The 17,752-nt window shown below is 65.3% G+C and carries 17 protein-coding genes; 13 read left to right on the forward strand and 4 right to left on the reverse strand.

Annotated features, from left to right (window positions below):
- The first annotated feature begins 14 nt into the window (after positions 1-14).
- From C2U70_RS10290 to C2U70_RS10350, 13 genes are read left to right on the forward strand one after another with little or no spacing between them, the layout of a single operon-like run.
- Positions 15-2,942 (forward strand): flotillin family protein, encoded by a 2,928-nt coding sequence (locus tag C2U70_RS10290; RefSeq protein WP_140977895.1) that lies wholly within the window; start codon positions 15-17, stop codon positions 2,940-2,942.
- 9 nt (positions 2,943-2,951) lie between these two features.
- Entirely contained in the window at positions 2,952-3,389 is a 438-nt protein-coding gene (locus C2U70_RS10295) for an SRPBCC family protein (protein ID WP_106952325.1), read from the forward strand.
- 4 nt (positions 3,390-3,393) lie between these two features.
- The gene (locus C2U70_RS10300; RefSeq protein ID WP_140977896.1) at positions 3,394-3,837 is read left to right on the forward strand and encodes an SRPBCC family protein; all 444 of its coding nucleotides are present in this window, start codon (positions 3,394-3,396) and stop codon (positions 3,835-3,837) included.
- A 2-nt stretch (positions 3,838-3,839) separates the two neighbouring features.
- Positions 3,840-4,658 (forward strand): FAD binding domain-containing protein, encoded by an 819-nt coding sequence (locus C2U70_RS10305; protein WP_140977897.1) that lies wholly within the window; start codon positions 3,840-3,842, stop codon positions 4,656-4,658.
- Between the two features lie 6 nt (positions 4,659-4,664).
- A complete protein-coding gene (locus C2U70_RS10310) occupies positions 4,665-5,141 on the forward strand; it encodes a (2Fe-2S)-binding protein (RefSeq protein ID WP_140977898.1) in 477 nt (158 codons plus the stop codon).
- A gap of 11 nt (positions 5,142-5,152) precedes the next feature.
- Positions 5,153-6,742, forward strand: a complete 1,590-nt coding sequence (locus C2U70_RS10315; protein ID WP_140977899.1) for a xanthine dehydrogenase family protein molybdopterin-binding subunit — start codon at positions 5,153-5,155, stop codon at positions 6,740-6,742.
- Between the two features lies 1 nt (position 6,743).
- On the forward strand, positions 6,744-7,766 hold the full coding sequence (locus C2U70_RS10320) for a xanthine dehydrogenase family protein molybdopterin-binding subunit (RefSeq protein ID WP_140977900.1): 1,023 nt from the start codon (positions 6,744-6,746) through the stop codon (positions 7,764-7,766).
- 9 nt (positions 7,767-7,775) lie between these two features.
- Positions 7,776-8,657 carry an AAA family ATPase gene (locus C2U70_RS10325; RefSeq protein WP_140977901.1) on the forward strand — a complete coding sequence of 294 codons (882 nt, stop codon included), beginning with the start codon at positions 7,776-7,778 and terminating at the stop codon, positions 8,655-8,657.
- Entirely contained in the window at positions 8,654-9,778 is a 1,125-nt protein-coding gene (locus tag C2U70_RS10330) for a vWA domain-containing protein (RefSeq protein ID WP_140977902.1), read from the forward strand. Before C2U70_RS10325 ends, C2U70_RS10330 begins: the two co-directional genes overlap by 4 nt.
- A complete protein-coding gene (locus tag C2U70_RS10335; RefSeq protein ID WP_140977903.1) occupies positions 9,775-10,665 on the forward strand; it encodes an amidohydrolase family protein in 891 nt (296 codons plus the stop codon). Before C2U70_RS10330 ends, C2U70_RS10335 begins: the two co-directional genes overlap by 4 nt.
- 37 nt (positions 10,666-10,702) lie before the next feature.
- Complete coding sequence (locus C2U70_RS10340; protein WP_140977904.1) at positions 10,703-11,551, forward strand: MBL fold metallo-hydrolase; 849 nt, start codon at positions 10,703-10,705, stop codon at positions 11,549-11,551.
- A gap of 20 nt (positions 11,552-11,571) precedes the next feature.
- Positions 11,572-13,152: an isochorismatase family protein gene (locus tag C2U70_RS10345; RefSeq protein WP_140977905.1), complete on the forward strand. Its 1,581-nt coding sequence runs from the start codon at positions 11,572-11,574 to the stop codon at positions 13,150-13,152.
- Positions 13,153-13,158: 6 nt separating this feature from the next.
- Positions 13,159-13,785, forward strand: coding sequence for an FMN-dependent NADH-azoreductase (locus C2U70_RS10350; protein WP_140977906.1), 627 nt, complete (start codon positions 13,159-13,161; stop codon positions 13,783-13,785).
- A gap of 4 nt (positions 13,786-13,789) precedes the next feature.
- Here C2U70_RS10350 and C2U70_RS10355 read toward each other — a convergent pair whose 3' ends face one another.
- From C2U70_RS10355 to C2U70_RS10370, 4 genes are all read right to left on the reverse strand, one after another.
- Entirely contained in the window at positions 13,790-14,767 is a 978-nt protein-coding gene (locus C2U70_RS10355; RefSeq protein WP_140977907.1) for a HEAT repeat domain-containing protein, read from the reverse strand.
- Between the two features lie 2 nt (positions 14,768-14,769).
- Positions 14,770-15,003 carry a 4Fe-4S dicluster domain-containing protein gene (locus C2U70_RS10360; RefSeq protein WP_008141081.1) on the reverse strand — a complete coding sequence of 78 codons (234 nt, stop codon included), beginning with the start codon at positions 15,001-15,003 and terminating at the stop codon, positions 14,770-14,772.
- Positions 15,004-15,037: 34 nt separating this feature from the next.
- Positions 15,038-16,780 (reverse strand): fumarate reductase/succinate dehydrogenase flavoprotein subunit, encoded by a 1,743-nt coding sequence (locus C2U70_RS10365; protein WP_186294168.1) that lies wholly within the window; start codon positions 16,778-16,780, stop codon positions 15,038-15,040.
- 165 nt (positions 16,781-16,945) lie between these two features.
- Positions 16,946-17,719, reverse strand: coding sequence for a ferredoxin--NADP reductase (locus C2U70_RS10370; protein WP_140977909.1), 774 nt, complete (start codon positions 17,717-17,719; stop codon positions 16,946-16,948).
- Between the last annotated feature and the right edge of the window lie 33 nt (positions 17,720-17,752).

Consider the following 17,752-nt stretch of genomic DNA (forward strand, 5'->3'; position numbering starts at 1 on the left):
TGAGGGAGGGAAAGATGTCAGGGATGTTGGTCGGTGAATTGATCCTCTGGCTGATCGTCGCGATCATCGTGATCGTGGTCGCTGTCTACATCGTCAACTGGCTCTACCACCGCTCGTCCAAGGAGGTCTCCTTCGTCAGGACCGGCTTCCTCGGCGAACGCGTGGTGATCAATGGCGGCGCCTTCGTGCTGCCGTTCATCCACGACTACACGCCCGTCAACATGAACGTGTTGCCGATGGGCATCGTGCGCTCCCGGCAGGATGCCGTGATTACCCGTGACCGCATGCGCGTCGACATCGAGGCCGACTTCTATGTCCGCGTGCAGGCGACCCGCGAAGCCGTGTCCATTGCGGCCGCAACGCTCGGCCGCCGCACCATGGAGCCGGAGCAGCTTCATGCCCTCCTCGCCGGCAAGTTCATCTCGGCAATCCGCTCGGTCGCCTCTGAAATGACGCTGGAGGAGATGCACGAGCGCCGCGGCGACTACGTCGCGCGCGTCAAGACCAATGCGGCTGAAGCCCTCGCCCAGAATGGACTTGAGCTGGAGTCGGTCGCCATTACCGATCTCGACCAGACCGACCTCGAATTCTTCAACCCTTCGAACCGGTTCGACGCCGAAGGTCTGACCCGGCTGATGGAGGACATCGAGGCCAAGCGCAAGCTGCGCAACGACATCGAGCAGGACTCGATGATAAAGATTCGCTCCCGCAACCTCGAAGCCGAGCGGCAGGCCCTCGACATCGAGCGCGAGAGCGAGACAGCCCGCCTCGAACAGGAGCGCGACATCGAGATGCGCCGCGCCCTGCAGCGCACCGAGGTCGCCCGCGAGCGTGCACTGCGCGAGACCGAAGCCGAGCAGGCTCAGATCTCCGCGCGCGAAGCCATCGAGAAGGCCCGCATCGCCAACGACCAGGCCATCGCGGAAGCCCGCATCGCCTCCGAGCGCGAGACCCGCCAGAGGGAGATCGAGCGAACCCGCACCATCGAAGAGAAGGAGTTGTCGGCTCGCGAAGAGGTCGAAAAGACCCGGATCGCCAATCAACGCTCGATTGACACGACCCGCATTGCCAGCGAGCGCGAGGTGCGCCAGCGCGAGATCGAGCGGATGCGCACCATCGAGGAAGCCGAGATCGCGGCGCGCGAATCCATCGAAAAGGCCCGCATCCAGCAGGACCGCGTCGTCACCGACGCCCGTATCGCCAATGAGGAAGAGACGCGGCGCCGCGAGATCGAGCGGACGCGTGCGGTGGACGAGGCCGAGATCGCTGCACGCGAGGCAACCGAGAAGGCTCGCATCGCCCAGACCATGATCGTCAATGTCGAGCGCATCTCTTCGGACGAACGCACGCGCGCACTGGAGATCCAGCAGGTGCGAACCATTCAGGAGGCCGAGATCGAGGCGCAGCGCTCGGTCGAAGCTGCCCGCATCGCCCGCGAAAGGACACTTGCCGCCGAGCGCATCGCGGCGGAGCAAAACACCCGTCAGTTGGAGATCGAGCGCAACCAGACGCTCGACGTCGCCGGCATCGTCGCGCGCGAAGCCACCGAAGCCTCTAGGATCGCGCAGGAAGAGCGTGTCCGCTCGCTGGAGATCGCCCGCAATCGCGCCGTCGAGGAGGCCGACATCGCCTCCCGCGAGGCGATCGAGGCCGCACGCATCGCGCAGGAGAAGGCGGTTGCCGCCGAACGCATCCAGGCCGACCGGGATACCAAGGCGCTGGAGATCGAGCGGACCGCGGCGCTCGAAGCCGCCGACCTCAAGCGGCGCGACGTCATCGAGCGCCAGCGCATTGGCGTCGACCTCGCGCTCGAATCCGAGCGGATCACCTCGTCGAAGAAGCGCGAAGTGCTCAATATCGAGCAGAAGAAGGCAATCGAGATCGCCGACGAGGATCGCGTCATCGCCCTCTCCGCCAAACGCTCTGAACGGATTGATGCCGACAGCCGGGTCAAGCAGGCCGAGATCGTCGCCCGCAAGGACGTCGAGACCACGGACGTCTCGCGCGAGCAGGCGCTGGAAGCCGCCCGCATCGAGCGCCGCCGCTCGATCGAGCAGCTCGAAGTCGCCCGCGTCCAATCGCTGCAGGAGGCCGAGATCGCATCCCGCGAGGAGGTCGAGCGCGCGCGCATCGCGTCCGACCGCGGCCTCGACGAAGCCCGCGTCGGCCGCGAGCGCGAGCTGCGCAAGCTCGAGGTCAACCGCGAGAAGGAGGTCGAGACCGTGTTGATGGAGAAGGCAATCGCCATCCATCTGAAGTCCCTCGAGGAGTCCGCGGCCAAGGCTTCGGCCGAGGAGGCGCGGATGCGCGCGACCGAGGCCACCGAGCGCGTCATCACCGCCCGCGAAAACGAGATCGCAAAACGCCGCAAGTCCGTCGAGATCCTGATCGCCGAGAAGCAGGCCGAGGAGACCCGGATTGCCGCCGAGGCCGAACGTGTCCGCGCCGCCGTCGAGGCTGAAGCCCAGCGCCTGCTCAACGAAGCCGAAAACGTCCTCACCGACCAGGCGCGCTACTCGCTGTTCCGCCGAAAGCTGCTCGACCGCATCGAGGGTATTGTGCGCGAGAGCGTCAAGCCGATGGAGAAGATCGAAGGCATCCGCATCCTCCAGGTCGACGGCCTCAACGGCAACGGCGGCGGGGGCAATGGCGGCCGCAGCGCCACCGACGAGGTGATCGACTCGGCGCTGCGCTATCGCGTCCAGGCTCCCCTGATCGACTCGATTCTCGCCGATATCGGCGTCGAGGGCGGCAGCCTGTCCAAGATGCCGGGCCTGATCCGGGAGGCGCGCGACATGCAAGGCATCAAGGAGTCCGCGCGCAAGAGCGGTGGCGGCGGTGGTGGTGGTGGCGGTGGCGGTGGCGACAAGCCGGCCGGCCCGGCCGCCCCCACTGCGGAAGGTGAACCACCGGCCGAACGCGGCCCGCGGAAGAAGAGCTGAGGTTGAACGATGGCCCGCGTCTACGTCTCCACCGTCGTCAACGCCCGCAACGACCGCGTCTGGGCGCGCGTGCGCGACTTCAACGGCCTGCCGAACTGGCACCCGGCGATCGCCGAGAGCCGCATCGAGGGCGGCGAGCCCTCGGACAAGATCGGCTGCGTCAGGGACTTTCGCCTGCGCAACGGCGACCGCATCCGCGAGAAGCTTTTGGGCCTCTCCGACTACGACATGTTCTGCACCTACTCGATCCTGGAATCCCCGATGGGTGTCGAGAATTACGTCGCGACCTTGAGGCTCACGCCCGTCACCGACGGCGACCAGACGTTCATGGAGTGGACCGCCGAGTTCGACTGCGCGCCGGAACGGGAAGCCGAGCTCGTCGGCAATATCGGCGGCGGCGTGTTCCAGGGTGGCTTCGACGCCCTGAAGCGTGTGTTCGGAGGCTGATGCCGTGCCGCACATCGTCAAGAGCACGATTTTGGACGCACCGACCGATGCGGTGTGGAACGTGCTGCGCGATTTCAACGGCCACGACCACTGGCATCCGGCGGTCGCAACCTCGACGATCGAGCGGGCTCAATCGTCAGACAAGATCGGCTGCATCAGGCGCTTCAAGCTCAGGGACGGTGCGGAGCTACGCGAGCAACTTCTGGCGCTGTCCGACCTCGAACAGTCCTTCAGCTATTGCCTGCTCGATACGCCGGTGCCGATGTTCAACTACGTCGCCCATGTCCGGCTGCTGCCGGTGACCGACGGTGACCGCACCTTCTGGCACTGGGAGTCGCGCTTCACCACAAAACCGGAAGACCGCGACCGCATCACCCACATGGTCTCCGAGGACATCTATCAGGCCGGCTTCGAGGCCATTCGCCGCCATCTGAAGGAGGCCGCATAGTCATGCCCGTCACGGTAAAGACCTTTGCCAGCTCCAATGAGGCCGCAGCCGCGCTGTCATCCGACCGCACTGCCCGCTATCTCGGCGGCGGCACGCTCGTGATGCGGGCGCTGAACGAAGGCGACGTCTCGATTTCGACAGTGGTTCGTGCCAGCGACCAGGCGCTGGCCCGGATCGATGCGTCCGGTCCGCGGGTCACGTTGGGAGCCGGCGTAACTTTCGCCAGAATTCTGAGCGAGCGCGAGCTCGCCTTCCTGCACGCGCCGGCACGCTCGATCGGCGGACCGGCCGTACGCAACATGGGCACCGTCGGCGGCAATCTCTTTGCGCCAAATCCCTACGGCGACTTCGCCGTGGCCCTGCTCGCGCTCGATGCCACGGTGGCGGTGCAAGGCGGTTTTGGCTCACGCGACATCGCGATCGAGGAGTTCTTGCAATCGCGCGAGCGACAATCCGGCACGCTGGTGCTGTCGGTGTCCTGCACGCGACCGGCCAGCGCGGATGCCTTTCGCTATCGCAAGGTCGCCCGCATCAAGCCGAAGGGCGGCTCGGTCATCACGCTGGCCGCACATCTGCCGATCAGCGGCGGGCGCATCGCCGGCGCCCGCATCGCGCTCGGCTCGATGGCGCCGACGCAGATCCGAGCCAAGGCGGCCGAACGTGCGCTCGAGGGACGCGCCCTCGATGCGGCAACGATCGCTGCGGCAGCCTCCGCCGTCACCGAGGGAACGTCGCCCTCCGACAATGCGCTGGGCAGCGCCTGGTATCGCCGCGAGATCGTCGGCGTGCATCTGCGCCGCCTTCTGTCCGGTCAGGAATAGTCCGTCATGTCAAAAACGCCCCTGCAATTTCGCCACAACGGCCGCGACGTCGCGATCTTCGTCGATGGCGGCACCAATCTGCTGGTCGCGCTGCGCGAGCTGATCGGCGACATGACGCCAAAGTTCGGCTGCGGCCAGGGCGGCTGCGGCACCTGCAGCGTGATGATCGACGGCGAAATCCACCTCTCCTGCCTGACGCTCGCCGAGACCGTCGCCGGCCGTTCGGTCGAGACCCTCGACGGCATGAAGCAAGGGCCGAACCTGCATCCGCTGCAGCGCGCCTTCGCCGACAACTTTGCCGCCCAGTGCGGCTACTGCACGCCGGGCATGCTGATGGCCGCCAAGGCGCTGCTCGACCGCAATCCGTCACCGAGTCGTGCTGACATCGTCGAGGCCATCTCCGGCAACATCTGCCGCTGCACCGGCTACGAATCCATCATCAACGCCATCCTCGCCGCTTCGGGCGGCCGGGCCAGCGCCTAAAGGACGCCGCCATGCTGGAATTGCGCAAGGACATTTTTGCCGACGAGCGCGACGATAACCTCAAGGAGATCGGCAAGGGCACGCAGCGCCAGGACATGCTCGGCCACATCACGGGCACGTCGAGCTATTTCAACGACCACAAGCTCCAGGGCATGCTGCATCTGAAAGTCGTTCGCTCGACGCATGCACATGCGCGGCTCCGCCGTATCGACACGTCAGAAGCGGAGCGCTCGGCCGGCGTGCGCAGAATCATTCGCGGCGCCGACGTGCCGGTCAATCTCAACACGCTGCTCAGCCTCATCAACTTCGGCAAGGACGACGAACCGTCGCTGGCCGTGGACAAGGTCCGCTACAAGGGTGAGCCGATTGTCGCGATCGTTGCCGACAGCGAGCGGGAGGCGTTTGAGGCGATCGCAAAAGTGAAGATCGATTACGAACCTCTGCCGACCGTGTTCGACGTCGAGGACGCCCTGAAGCCCGGCGCGCCCGTCGTCAACGAGACCTATCCGAAAAACGCCTTCATCTATCACGAGGCTTATGACCACCAGCGCCTGCGTTTCGGCGATGCCGATGCGGCGCTCGCGACCGCCGATCATGTCCTTGAGCAGCGCTACCAGATGTCGCCGATCGAGCACGCGCCGACCGAGACCAATGGCGCGATTGCCGCCCCCGACACCAACGGCCGCTACGTCGTCTACACTTCGACGCAGGCGCTGTTCTTCTCGGTCGACACCTGCGCCAAGATCCTGGACGTGCCCTCCAACACCTTCCACTTCATCGGCGGCACCGTCGGCGGCGGCTTTGGCGGCAAGGTCGACACGCTGACCGAGCCGCTCGCTATTTTGGGCGCGATGCTGACCGGGCGCCCCGTCCGCTACGTGTTCGGGCGCGAGGAGGAGATGCAATACGGCCCACCGCGCGGCGCCGAGCGCATCTACATCAAGGATGGCGTGATGCGCGACGGCCGCATCGTCGCGCGCAAGATCCGGGCATACTTCGACAGCGGCGCCTATACGCGGCTGTCCAGTTATGCCGCCGTAAAATGCGCAGCGCACCTGCCAGGCCCCTACACCATCCCCAACGTCTATGGTGACGTCTATTGCGTCTTCACCAACCGTACGCCGGCGACCGCGATGCGCGGTTTTGGCGTCACCGCGATGGACTTTGCCATCGAGTGCCAGATGGACAAGCTTGCCAATCTCGTCGGCATGGACCCGATGGAGTTCCGCATCCTCAACGCCTATCGCGACGGCGACATGAAGGCGCACCGGCGCGAGGCGAAAAACACTGCACTGATCGAGTGCGTGCAGGTTGCGGCCGAAAAGGCCAAATGGCCGATCCGCGACGAGTTCCGCCGCGCCTCCTCACGCAAGGACGGCGGCGGCAGCCGCGCTGCCATTCCGCCGACGCCGGCGGATTCGCGCGCGCGGCCGGCCGCACCGGCACAGCAGCGCACGACCTACGACCGGCTTCCGGCCTCAGTGACCCGCGAACCGCCGCGCGAGCCACCGCCGCCCACGCCGCCAGCTGCCCCGCCGCGACCATCGGCACCCTCGCACGGTGCGACCCGCTTCTCGTCTGTGTTCGGAAGGAGGCGTTGACATGACCCGGCATCGCGGACGCGGCATGGCGTCGATCAACTATCCCATCGGCATGAATCTCGGCGGCGATCCGAGCCAGGCGCTGGTGCACTCCAACCCCAGCGGCAAGTTCACGGTGGCGCTGTCGTCGATCGACCTCGGACAGGGCATGAAATCGGTGACGCGGCAGATCTGCGCGGAGACACTGGGCGTACCTGTCGAAGACGTCTATGTCGACACGGCTGATTCCGACACCGGCCCGCATTGCATGGGCTCCTTCGCCTCGCGCGGCACCCACCGCGTCGGCAATGCCGTGATGGCCGCGGCGCGCGAGGCCCGCGGCGTGATGATGGAGGCGGCCGCCGAGGAGCTCGAGGTCAACGCCGCCGATCTCGATACCGACGGCCGCGGCAACATCCACGTCAAGGGCGCGCCGCATCGCTCGATCTCGACCAAGGACGTCGCCATCGCCGCCCAGTTCAAGCAGGGCAAGACCATCTCCGGCCGCGGCATTTTCCTGGTGCCGCTCTCCAACGTCGATCCTGAGACGGGTGAGATGTCGCCCGCGACCTGTTACGCCCATGCCTGCCTCGTCGCGGAGGTCGAGGTCGATGACGAGACCGGCGAGGTCGACATGGTTCGGATGGACTCGGCCTACGAGCTCGGCCGCGCGCTCAATCCGCGGCTCGTCGAGCAGCAGCTCGTCGGCGGCGCCTGGATGGGGATCAGCCACGCGCTCTACGAGACGCCGGAGCCCTACTATCCCGATCCCTCACATGGCCCCCGCGACTTCGTCGAATATCTGATGCCCGGTCCGGGTGACATCTGCCCGCACGACATCGCGGTGCTGGAGCGCCCTGCGCCCGATGGTCCGTTCGGCGCCAAGGGGCCCGGTGAGATGTGCGCCAATCCGGTGCTCCCGGCGGTCGCCAACGCCATCTTCAACGCCGTCGGCGTGCGCATCGACGATCTTCCGATCACGCCGGAAAAGGTGCTGCGGGCAATCAAGGCTCAGGGCGGCGCACGGCCGCAGGCACGACGCTAGAGGATCATCGTGGCGGTTCGCAGCAACATCGTCGGCATCGATAGCCCGGAGGCGCTGGAGAAGGCGCTGCGCGCGGCCTATTACCTCGCCGACGAGGGGCTCGCGACCGCGGCCTATCTCGGGCTCGCGCTGGGAAAACCGCTGCTGCTCGAGGGCGCGCCGGGCGTCGGGAAAACCGAAGCCGCAAAAGCCATCGCCGCCGTGCTCGGCCGCCGCCTCATCCGCTTGCAATGCTACGAAGGCATCGATTCCTCCGCCGCACTCTACGAGTGGAACTACCCGCGCCAGATGCTCGCGATCCGCCAGGCCGGTGATGAGAGCATCGACATTTATGGCGAGGCGTTCCTGATCGAACGTCCGATGCTGGCGGCGCTGCGCGCGCCCGACTCGACCGTGCTCCTGATCGACGAAATCGACCGCGCCGACCAGGAGTTCGAGGCCTTCCTGCTCGAATTCCTCTCCGACTTCCAGATCTCCATCCCCGAGCGCGGTACCGTGCGCGCCACCGAGCGGCCTGTCGTCGTGCTCACCTCGAACCGCACGCGCGACCTGCACGAAGCGCTGCGCCGTCGCTGTGTCTATCACTGGATCGACTATCCCACCGCCGAGCGCGAGGCACGCATCATCATGATGCGGGCGTCCAGCGTCGCGGAATCGACCGCGCGCGCCGTCGTTGCCGCCGTCGAAAAATTGCGGCGCGAGCCGCTGAGCAAGGCGCCGGGGATTGCCGAGGCCGTCGATTGGGCAGAGGCCGCAACGCTCCTGAACAAGGGCGGTGCACGCTGGCCGGACGCATTCAAGCGCTCGATCGGCGTCGCGCTGAAGGACGAGGAAGACCTGCACTTCATCTCGCCCCGGCTCGATGCCATGCTCGCGGAGGCGACCGCATGAGCACCGAGCCGCAACTGCCACGCGCCGCGCGCGTCTTCGTCGATTTCGTCGGATTGCTACGCGCCAACGCCTTTGCCGTTGCGCCCGAGCAGACCACCTCGTTTCTGTCCGCCATCGACCTGCTTGGCCCGCGCGACCTCAACGATATCAGGCAGGCTGCGCTCGCAACTTTGGCGCCGCCGCCGGATCGCCGCGCGACCTTCGACCGTTTGTTCGACCTCCATTTCCGTGGCAGCGAGGCACTTGAGCGCACCCATGAAGGCGAGGACGACGAGACTGTCCGGCTCCAGGAAGAAGGCCGCGGCGACGAACAGCCCCTGCTCTCTGACGACGCCAACGAATCCGGTCTCACCGCGAGCCGCAGCGAAGCTCTGGTCGAACGCCGCTTCGCGCAGCTCTCCACCACCGACGCCCTGCGCCGCCTGACCCGTGAAGCGCCAAAGCGCCTGCCGCGTCGGCGCGGCCATCGCCGCATGCGGGCGCGCCGCGGTCCCTTCGCCGATCTGCGCCGCACCTTGCGCGACTCCGTGCGCAGCGACGGCGAGATTTTGCGGCTCGGGCATTTGAAGCGGCGGCAGCGCCCGCGCAAGGTCCTGCTCCTGATCGACGTCTCCGGCTCCATGAAGAGCCGCACCGAAGACAACATGAAGCTCGCCCATGCGCTGGTGCAGGCAGCACCCAACGTCGAGGTCTTCACGTTTGGCACGCGGCTCACGCGCGTCACCCGCCCCCTGCGCCTGAAACGTCGCGAACAGGCCTTGAGCGCGGCAGCGCATCTGGTCAGCGATTGGGATGGCGGCACGCGAATCGGCGATGCGCTGCAGGCGTTCCTCGCCGTGCCCCGGTTTGGCGGCTATGCGCGCGGCGCGGCCGTGGTCGTCATATCCGACGGCCTTGAGCGCGGCGATCCCGATGCGCTGCGCGATGCGGTCGCAAAACTGTCGCGGCGGGCCTGGCGGGTGAGCTGGCTGACGCCGCTTGCGACCGGTCCCGGCTTCCGGCCGCAGACCGAGGCGCTCGTGGCGATCGAGCGGTTCGTCGACGATCTCGTGGATGGCGGGTCGAGCGCGTCGATCGTCGCGCATGTGCTGGCGCTCGGACGAAGGAGAGCGGCGGCGTGACCGATATCGTCGACGGCCATCACCACATCTGGCGACAGGCGGACCTCCCCTGGCTGACCGGACCGATGCAGCCGCGCATCTTCGGTCCCTATGAGCCGATCCGGCGCGACTATCCGATCGAGGAATATCTCGCCGACCTCAAGGGTACCGGTGTCAACCGCTCGGTCTATGTCCAGACCAACTGGGCCAATGACCGTTTTGAGGACGAGGCGGCGTGGGTGCAAAAGACCGCGGACGAGAACGGCTGGCCCCATGCGATCGTCGCCTATGCCAATTTCGCCGCCGAGGACGTGCGCCCGCAGCTCGATCGCCTCAGGCGCTATCCGCTGGTGCGCGGCGTGCGCATGCAATTGCACTGGCATGAGAACCCGCTCTATCGCTTCGCCGCCCGGCCCGACCTTTGCGTCGATCCCACCATCCGCCGCAACGTCGCGCGGCTCGCCGACTATGGCTGGAGCTTTGATCTCCAGGTCTTCACCCCGCAGATGCCTGATGCCGCCCATCTCGCCGAGTCCTGCCCCGATGTGACGTTCATCCTCCAGCACGCGGGCATGCTGGAAGACCAGTCGCCTGCGGGTCGCGCGGCATGGCGATCCGGCATGGCGCGGCTCGCCACCTGTCCGAACGTCTATTCAAAGCTTTCGGGTCTCGGCACCTTCATCCACCGCAACGATCCCGCGCATATCGCCTCCGTCGTCACCGACACCGTGGCGATCTTCGGCGCGGAACGCTGTCTGTTCGGCTCCAACTTTCCGATCGAGAAATTGTGGACCAGCTACCGCGAGCTCATCGACGCATTCCGTACCGCCGCAGCATCACTGAGTGAAGCGCAACGCGACGCCATATTCAGGACAACCGCGACACGCGTCTACCGGATCGTCCCGTAGGCGCAAGCAACAGAACAAGGACAGGGAGGGCAAAGGAATGGCGCTGGAGATCAAGATCCTGGACTACGGGGATATCGAGCTGGAATCGAGCTTTCTGGTGCTCGGTCGCGATTGCGGCCGCGTCCGCCGCGTCCTCACCCTCGGCTTCCTCATCCTCGGCGGCAAATACCCCGTCGTGGTCGACACCGGATATCGGTCGAACCAGATCATGGAAACGCTGGGCATGCGTGGCCTGCAATACCATGAGAACATGATCGAGAACCAGCTTGCCCGGCATGGCGTGCGCATGGGCGACGTCCGTTTCGTCTGCCACACCCATCTGCACATCGATCACGCCGGCAAAGACGATCTGTTCCCAATGAACACGACCGTCGTCCTGAACCGTAAGGAGCTGGAGTATTCGGTCTCCGGGCTGATGCATCCGCAATATCCAGCACCCGACATCAAGCATTTGATCGACCGCCTGCACACCAAGAGCGCGCTGCGCTTCCTCGACCTGGAAATCACCGGTCCGATCGAGCTGATGCCCGGCGTCTATTGCGATGCTGCCAATGCACACACCGAAGGCTCGATGAACATCATCGTCGAGACCGCCGACGGCATCGCCACGATCTGCGGCGACGTGATCTACGACTTCAACGACCAGATCGTCACACCTTTCAACGAAATCCACGACTGGGAGCCGCGCACGACAGGCAACCACGGCACGAGCAAGCGCGCGGAAAAGGCGTCGATCAAGAAGCTCCTCAGCAATTCGCGCTACCTCCTGCCGGTGCACGACCGGCCCGCCAAGATCGAAGGCGGCACGGTCGTCGGTCGCCTGCACGACCAGGTCCCCGGACCGATCGTGCAGTCCCTGCCCGCTCGCAACTGGTTTCCTGCTTAACGTGACTTGAGGATCGGCCGATGACCCACGTCACCCTGCGCTCCGAATTCGAGACCCTGATCGATCCCTACGCACCGGTCGCGCAGGTCGGCACTGGATTCGACTTCACGGAGGGGCCGATCTGGCATCCGGTCGATCACTATCTCCTGTTCTCGGATATGCCGGGCGACGTGCGCCGGCGCTGGGACGCGCGGCGCGGCACCGTCGAGGTCAAGCGCCCTTCCAACAAGTGCAACGGCATGACCTACGATGCTGAGCTCAATCTGATCGTCTGCGAGCACGCGACATCATCGCTGATCCGCGAACGGCCGGACGGCCGCCGCGAGGTGCTGGCTTCGCATTTCGGCGGCCAGGAGTTGAACAGCCCCAACGACGTCTGCGTGCACTCCTCGGGCACGATCTATTTCTCGGATCCCTGGTATGGCCGGATGCCGGTCTATGGCGTGGAGCGGCCGCGCCAGCTCGGTTTCCAGGGCGTCTATCGCGTCACGCCCGGCGGAGAACCAAAACTCGTCGTCGAGCGCACGCTGTTCGACCAGCCGAACGGCCTCTGCTTCTCGCCGGACGAGAAACTGCTTTATGTCAACGACACCGTGCAGGCGCTGATCCGCGTCTTCGACGTCAATGCCGACGGTTCGCTCTCGAACGCGCGCGTGTTCGCGAGCGGAATCCGTTCCGAGCTCGAGGCCGGCCTGCCCGACGGCATGAAATGCGATCAGCACGGCAATGTCTGGGTCACCGCACCCGGCGGAGTCTGGGTCTATTCGCCCAAGGCCGAGTTGCTCGGCAAGGTGCGCGTGCCCGAGCTGGTCGCGAACCTCGCCTGGGGCGGGCCGGACTTCCGCACGCTCTATCTGACATCGACGCATTCGGTCTATGCGATCCCGACCAAGGTCGGTCCGCGTCACGAGCCCTATATGAGCGGCCGACGAAGCGGCGGCGGTGCAACCGCGAGCGCGAGTTCCGCGCCTGCAGCACCGCTCCTTGCCGACGGCGAGATGCAGATCGATCCACGGCGCTGCGCCATGATCATCCAGGACCTTCAGAACGACGTCATCATGGATGGCGGCGCTTTCGCCGACTCCGGCGCACCCGATCACGCCAAGCAACAGCATGTCGTCGAGAATGTCCGGCGCCTGGCTGAAACCGCGCGCGCCCGTGGCGTCGTGATCATCCATGTCTGGTTCGTCGTCGAGCCCGGCGCGCCCGGCGTCACCCTGAACGCGCCCCTGTTCGAGGGCCTCGTCGACAGCAAGGCGATGGTGCGCGGGAGCTGGGGCGCAGCACCCGTGTCCGGCCTCGAACCGCGCCCCGGCGATTTCGTGGTCGAAAAAATGCGGATGAGCGCCTGGGAAGGCACGCGGCTGGAGACGATCCTGAAAGCGACCGGCCGCGACATGATCATCAACACCGGCGCGTGGACCAACATGTCGGTCGAGCACACCGCCCGCACCGGCGCCGACAAGGGCTATTTCATGATCGTGCCGGAGGATTGCTGCTCGACCATGAATGCCGATTGGCACAACGCCTCGATCAACTTTGCCATGCAGAACGTTGCCGTCGTGACCCGGGCTGATACCGTCATCCGAGCCTTGGGTTGATGCGCGGTGCCAAAGCTCTTGCACCTCTCCTGCTCGCCGCGCGCCGACTCCGAGTCGAGCGCCGGCGCGCGCATCTTCCTTGACAGCTTTCGCCAGGCGCATCCCGATTGGGATATCGACGTCGCCGATCTCTGGCGGGAGCGAATGCCGGAATTCGTCGGCCCGATCGTCGAGGCCAAATATGCCCGCATGAAGGGACAGGCCTTCAACGATCCGCAACGCGACAGCTTTGCCGAGGCCGAGCGCATGGCGATGCGCTTTTCACTGGCCGATCGTGTTCTGATCTCGACGCCGATGTGGAATTTCGGCATCCCCTACAAGCTGAAGCAGTGGTTCGACGTGATCATCCAGCCCGGGCTGACGTTCCGGTTCGATCCGGCGCAGGGTTATTTTCCGCTGCTCAAGGACCGACCGACGCTGGTGATCCTTGCGAGCGGCAGCGATTTCGCCACCGGCATGAACCGTGGCCGCATCGACATGGCGACGCCCTATTTGCGCGAAGCGCTGCGCTTCATCGGCGTCAGCAGCGTCAGTTTCGTGCCGATCGGCCCGACCGCAGGGCCGGTCGAGCCGATCCGCACCGCGCGGGAGAGCGCCCATCGCCGCCTCGCCGAGATGGCCAGACGGTTCTGAACCTTTACGCTCCCGTCCTCGCCTTTCGTGCCGCGATCTGCTGCAGCGCCCAGCGCGCATTCTTGCGCACGTCGGGATCGGCATCGTCGGCGATGACAGCCAGGAACGCCTCTCCGTCCGGATGAGCAATCTCGCCGAGTGCAGCGGCCGCTTCCTTGCGCAAATTGGCCTGCTCGTGGCTGACGCAATTGCCGACCGGCCGCACCGCGCGCTCGATCTTCATCTTGCCCAGACTGCGGATCGCCTTCAACCGCACCTGCCAGAACTCATCTCCCAGCGACGCGATCAGTTGATCCGCGGCAATCGCGCCGTTGGCGTTGAGACCCAGCGTCTCCGCGGCCATCTCGCGGACCATCCAGTCGGTGTCTTTCAGTGCACGGGTGATCGTCTCCGCGGCAGGCTTCATCTGCGAGAAGGCGAGCGCGCTCACCGCAGCGCGCCGCACATGCGCGTCGGGATCGTGAATCAGCGCAGTCAACGCGGGGATCGATTCCTCGAGCTTCAAAAAGCCGATGACGCCGATGGCCTGCACACGCACGGCCGCATCCTGGTCCTGCAACGCTTCCAGCGCCGGCTTCAGCGTGTCCTTGCGGCGCAGCTCCTTGAGTGCGCGCAGCGCGCCCATGCGGACGAAAGCGTGGGCGTGCTTGACCAGCGGCAGGATGACGTCGGCGCAAGCCGGGTCCTTGAACTCGGCCATGCTGTCCGCCGCGGCGGCTGCGACAATCCTTTCGGGATCGACCAGCAGCTTGACCAGCGCACCCGCTGCCTCCGGCCCGTCGAACTCGCCGAGCGCCATCGCGACCTGCTGGCGCACACCGGCGTCGGGATCGGACACCATGGTGGCGAGATGGCCGACCGCTGCGGGATCGCCGGAATGACCGAGCGCGATGATGGCGACCCGGCGCTCGGCGGGATCGGCGGCCTGGAGCCGCTCGTCGGCGTCTTCGAGGTCGTCATAGGATTCGAACGGGCTCGACATGACTACCTCAGGAGATAGGGAATGTTGACGGTGACGGCGCCGGTCGGGCAATCCGCCTCGCAGGGCATGCAGTACCAGCACTCGTCATAGGCCATGTAGGCCTTGCCGGTCATGTCGCTGATGCGGAGCACGTCGAGCGGGCAGACGTCGACGCAGACCGTGCAGCCCTTGTCCGCGATGCACTTTGCATCGTCGACGACCACCGGAACCGATGTCTGATAGGAAGCGAGAGGCATCGTTGATCTCCTGTTGTTTTCGTTGCGCGGCGGATCAGGCGGTGGCGCGGATGCGCTGCTTGTCGTAGAGGTCCTTCTCGTCGTCGGAGATCGGCACGACATAAGGCTCCACCGCGCGCTTCTCGCTGGTCATCTTGCCGTCCTGCTTGGAGAGCAGCGTGTGGCAGAACCAGTTCTCGTTGTCCTTCTCCGGGAAATCCGTGCGCCAGTGATAAAGGCCCCAGCGGCTCTCTTCGCGATAGAGCGAGGCATGGGCCGCCATGTCGGCGCAGTCCATGATCGACTGCACTTCGAGGGCGCGGAGCAATTCGTGCGCATTGCGCGCGATCATCCGTTCCTGCATGTCCTCGCGCGCCTCGGCGAGGCGGCGCATGCCGAGCTCGTACTTTCGCGTCACCTTCGGCGGCTGCAGATAGTCGTTCACCAGGCGACGGGTCTTGTACTCGATCTGGTTCGGCGGGATGCCGTCCTCGCGCTTGGTCGGCGCCATCACGCGGTCGCGCTCGCTCGCCACCTCGCCCGCATCGAACTCGGCAAAGTCGTGGCTGTCGGCGAACTCCATCGCGTCGATGCCGGCGACGGAGCCGTTGGTGAAGGCACCCAGCATGTAGTTGTGCGGCACGCTCGCCATGTCGCCGGCAGCGTAGAGGCCGGGCACGGTGGTGCGCGCATTGTCGTCGACGAACACGCCGGAGGCGCTGTGGCCGGAGCAGAAGCCGATCTCGGAAATGTGCATCTCGATCGACTCGCTGCGGTAGTCGACGCCGCGCCCTTGCTGGAACAGGCCGCGCGTCGGTCGTTCCACCTTGTGCAGCGTCGATTCGATCTCCTCGATCGTGTTCGGATGGAGATGCTTGAGCTGTAGGAACACCGGCCCCTTGCCGGACAGCAGCTCGTTGTAGAACTCCAGCATCATCTGGCCCGACCAGTAGTCGCATTCGATGAAGCGCGAGCCTTCGTTGTTCGCGGTATAGGCGCCGAAGGGACCCGCGACATAGGCGCAGGCCGGGCCGTTATAGTCCTTGATCAGCGGGTTGATCTGGAAGCATTCGAGATTCGCGAGCGCCGCACCGGCGTGATAGGCCATCGCATAGCCGTCGCCGGAGTTGGCGGCGTTCTCGTAGGTGCCGAACATGTAGCCGGAGGTCGGCAGGCCCAGGCGGCCGGCCGCGCCCATGCAGAGGATTACGGCCTTGGCCTTGATGACCAGCATCTCGGCGGTCCGCGTGTTGACGCTAATGGCGCCGGCAATGCGGCCGTCCGCAGACTTCAGCAGCCGCGTTGCCATGTAGCGGTTGGAGATCAGGATGCGGGCGCGGCGAAGTTGGCGATACAGCGCCTTCTTCACGGTTTCGCCGTTCGGCATCGGCAGAACGTAGGTGCCGATGTGGTGCACCTTCTTCACGGCGTAATCGCCGTTCTCGTTCTTCAGGAAGCGGATGCCGAAGCTGTCGAGCTCCTCGATGATTTTGTAGCAGTTCTGGGCATATTTATAGACCGCCTTCTGGTCGACGATGCCGTCGTTGGCGATGGTGATTTCCTTGGTGTACTGCTCCGGCGTCGCGTAGCCGGGGATGACGGCGTTGTTCAAGCCGTCCATGCCCATCGAGATCGCGCCGGAGCGCTTGACGTTGGCCTTTTCGAGCAGAACGACGTTGGCCTTCGGGTTCTTCAGCTTTGCCTTCAACGCCGCCATCGGACCGGCCGTGCCGCCGCCGATGACCAGCACGTCGCAGGAAACCTCGGAAAGTCCGTCGACGATCTGATCTAGTGACATCGCTTGCTCCTGGTTCGCCGGCACGATCCGGCGCCTTTGCATCAGATTTGTTCAGGGAAGAGTCCGGCGATAGCAATTAGTTGTCGCCGGAGGAAAATTGCCGCTCTTTGGTTCATTTGCCCAAACCGCAGCCGCCCGTTTGACCGCAGCTTGGGCAAACGGGCATCAGCGCTCGACAAAGGCCTTCTCGATGACGAAGTGGCCCGGCTGGCTGTGATTGCCTTCGACAAGGCCGCGCGCCCCAAACATCGCGTGCAGTTCCTCCAGCATCGCTGGTCCTCCGCACAGCATGATGCGGTCGGTGTCCTTGTCGAGCGGCGACTGCCCGATATCGGCAAACAGCTGGCCGGATTCGAGCAGATCGGTGATGCGGCCGCGATTCCTGAAGGGCTCGCGCGTCACGGTCGGGTAGTAGACGAGCTTGTCCCGGATCAGCGGACCGAAGAACTCGTGGCTCAACAGGTTCTCGACGAGGTGCTCGCCATAGGCGAGTTCCGAGACCTGGCGGCAGCCATGGGCGAGAATGATGGTCTCGAAGTTCTCGTAGACGTCGGGGTCCTTGATCAGGCTTGCGAATGGCGCAAGGCCGGTGCCGGTCGAGAGCAGCAGCAGCCGCTTGCCAGGAAGGAGGTTCCCGGTGATCAGCGTGCCCGTGGCCTTGCGGCCGACCAGGATGATGTCGCCTTCCCTGATCTTCTGCAGGCGCGAGGTCAGCGGACCATCCGCCACCTTGATCGAGAAGAATTCGAGCGCCTCTTCATGGTTGGCGCTGGCCATGCTGTAGGCCCGCATCAACGGCTTGCCCTCGACCTCCAGGCCGATCATGGCGAACTGGCCGTTCTGGAAGCGGAAGCCGGGATCGCGCGTCGCCGTGAAAGAGAACAGGGATTCCGTCCAGTGCTTCACCGACAGAACCGTTTCCTTCTGAAAGGCGCTCATCGTCCGTCTCTCCTTCGTCGTGGCTTTCGCGAT

The sequence above is a fragment of the Bradyrhizobium guangdongense genome, from assembly GCF_006483445.1.
GTDB classification, from domain to species: domain Bacteria; phylum Pseudomonadota; class Alphaproteobacteria; order Rhizobiales; family Xanthobacteraceae; genus Bradyrhizobium; species Bradyrhizobium guangdongense_A.

Bases quoted from the DNA above. Each gene is read 5' to 3' on its own strand.
- C2U70_RS10295 (WP_106952325.1), top strand. From the start codon at position 2,952: ATGGCCCGCGTCTACGTCTCCACCGTCGTCAACGCCCGCAACGACCGC.
- C2U70_RS10355 (WP_140977907.1), bottom strand. From the start codon at position 14,767: ATGTCGAGCCCGTTCGAATCCTATGACGACCTCGAAGACGCCGACGAG.
- C2U70_RS10360 (WP_008141081.1), bottom strand. From the start codon at position 15,003: ATGCCTCTCGCTTCCTATCAGACATCGGTTCCGGTGGTCGTCGACGAT.
- C2U70_RS10340 (WP_140977904.1), top strand. From the start codon at position 10,703: ATGGCGCTGGAGATCAAGATCCTGGACTACGGGGATATCGAGCTGGAA.
- C2U70_RS10370 (WP_140977909.1), bottom strand. From the start codon at position 17,719: ATGAGCGCCTTTCAGAAGGAAACGGTTCTGTCGGTGAAGCACTGGACG.
- C2U70_RS10305 (WP_140977897.1), top strand. From the start codon at position 3,840: ATGCCCGTCACGGTAAAGACCTTTGCCAGCTCCAATGAGGCCGCAGCC.
- C2U70_RS10315 (WP_140977899.1), top strand. From the start codon at position 5,153: ATGCTGGAATTGCGCAAGGACATTTTTGCCGACGAGCGCGACGATAAC.
- C2U70_RS10320 (WP_140977900.1), top strand. From the start codon at position 6,744: ATGACCCGGCATCGCGGACGCGGCATGGCGTCGATCAACTATCCCATC.
- C2U70_RS10290 (WP_140977895.1), top strand. From the start codon at position 15: ATGTCAGGGATGTTGGTCGGTGAATTGATCCTCTGGCTGATCGTCGCG.
- C2U70_RS10330 (WP_140977902.1), top strand. From the start codon at position 8,654: ATGAGCACCGAGCCGCAACTGCCACGCGCCGCGCGCGTCTTCGTCGAT.
- C2U70_RS10345 (WP_140977905.1), top strand. From the start codon at position 11,572: ATGACCCACGTCACCCTGCGCTCCGAATTCGAGACCCTGATCGATCCC.
- C2U70_RS10365 (WP_186294168.1), bottom strand. From the start codon at position 16,780: ATGTCACTAGATCAGATCGTCGACGGACTTTCCGAGGTTTCCTGCGAC.
- C2U70_RS10310 (WP_140977898.1), top strand. From the start codon at position 4,665: ATGTCAAAAACGCCCCTGCAATTTCGCCACAACGGCCGCGACGTCGCG.